Annotated in this window: 2 protein-coding genes; both read right to left on the minus strand. The window is 77.5% G+C overall.

Going from position 1 to position 1,561, the window contains the following annotated elements:
* Positions 1–1,240: HAD-IIIA family hydrolase (locus ACWEVO_RS36340; protein ID WP_452311917.1), on the minus strand; the 1,240-nt coding region annotated here is incomplete at its 3' end.
* Positions 1,240–1,455: a hypothetical protein gene (locus ACWEVO_RS36345; protein WP_452311918.1), complete on the minus strand. Its 216-nt coding sequence runs from the start codon at positions 1,453–1,455 to the stop codon at positions 1,240–1,242. The genes ACWEVO_RS36345 and ACWEVO_RS36340, both read right to left, overlap by 1 nt.
* Between the last annotated feature and the right edge of the window lie 106 nt (positions 1,456–1,561).

Below are 1,561 nucleotides of genomic sequence, written 5' to 3' on the forward strand. Positions count from 1 at the left end.
CCACGCCCGGGTGTTGACGGGCTTCGAGGACCACGATCTCCGCGCACCGCGGCGGTGGGCAGGCCCGGGCCGGTACGGACGAGCCGGGGTGCACCACCACGTAGTCGCCGTCGGGCAGGTCGGGGGTCGGCGCGGACCGGTCGTCGCGGAGCCGCAGTCCCGGTTCGTCGCCCGGGGGCAGCGCGAAGCCGGCGGCCGCGGCGAGGGACAGGGCGCGTTCCGGTTCGGGCACTCCGACGGGGACGCGGTGTCGGACGTCCAGCAGGGAGCCGGGGTAGTCGTCGCTGATCGCGCTGATCCGGGGCACCACGGCCAGGCGCAGCAGCAGGGCCAGGGGCAGCGGGGACTGGTGGAACGACGTGAAGATCACGGCCTCGTCGGCGCCGACGGCGGCCAGGCGGTCGGTGAGGGCCCGGATGTCGGCCGGGTCGACCGGCTCCGGGTCCCCGTCAATCCAGGGCAGCGGCCACTCGATGATCTCGTCGACGCCGGGCAGCAGCTCGGCCGCCGCCCGGCCGCGTGGCCCGCAGAGCAGCATCACCCGTTCCGCGCCGGCCGCCACGGCCCGGATCCCCGGCCCGGTGACCAGCACATCCCCGGCGGAGTCGCTGCGTACCACGAGGACCGTCCCGGCCCGGCCGGTGCGCGGTTCGACCGGCTGGACCGCCCGCATCCGGCGCAGGATCTCGTGCACCGCACCGGGCAGGTCCCGGGCGACGGCCGGCGCCTCGGCGACCTCCTCGGGGCGGGTGACCGGGGTGGGCACCAGGATGCCGGTGGCCCCGGCGGCCAGCGCGGCGGCCATGTCCCGGCCGATGTCGCCCACCATCAGGCACCGGCGGGGGGCGGTGCCCAGCGCCCGGGCGGCGGCGTGCACCAGGCCCGGGGCGGGCTTGCGGCAGCCGCAGCGGTCGGTGTCGTCGTGCGGGCAGATCGCCCAGTGGTCGAACGGGCCGAGCAGCTCCTCGACCCGGGCGTGCACGGCGTGCATCTCGGCCTCGGTGAAGTAGCCGCGGGCCAGCCCGGACTGGTTGGTGACCACGGCGAGGCGCAGCCCGGCCGCCCGCAGCCGGTCCAGCGCCTCCCCGACGCCGGGCAGCGGGCGGACCTTCTCCGGGTCGCCGTTGTAGGGCACGTCCTCGATCAGCGTGCCGTCCCGGTCGAGCAGCACCGCGTCGTACAGGGCGGGACCGGGGGGAGTCGTGCCGGGCCGGGTGCCCGGGGCAGGTGGGGTGACCATCAACTCGCCGCCTCCGGGCCGACCAGCGACCCGGCCGGCACCGCGCGGGCGCGCCACCAGCCACGGAGCCAGTGGGCGACGGCCAACGGCGGGATGAGCGCGCTGGTCACCAGCATGGTGGCGACCTCGTCGGGGGTCCGGGGGCTCGGCGTGATCCGCACCCGGGCGAACTCGGCGGTGCCGGCCGCCCAGGTCAGGCCGGCCAGTCCGGCCATGACGCCCACGGCCCGCCGGGCCGGTGCCGACGGGGTCGGTGGTGGGCCGGGTGGCGGCGTGTTTATGGACACCCCACGTGCCCCGGGCACCGGGCCGGGCACGACT

Source organism: Micromonospora sp. NPDC003776 (assembly GCF_053605645.1).

Excerpts from the sequence above, each read along its gene's own strand:
- ACWEVO_RS36345 (WP_452311918.1), bottom strand. The coding sequence starts at position 1,455 with ATGGCCGGACTGGCCGGCCTGACCTGGGCGGCCGGCACCGCCGAGTTC.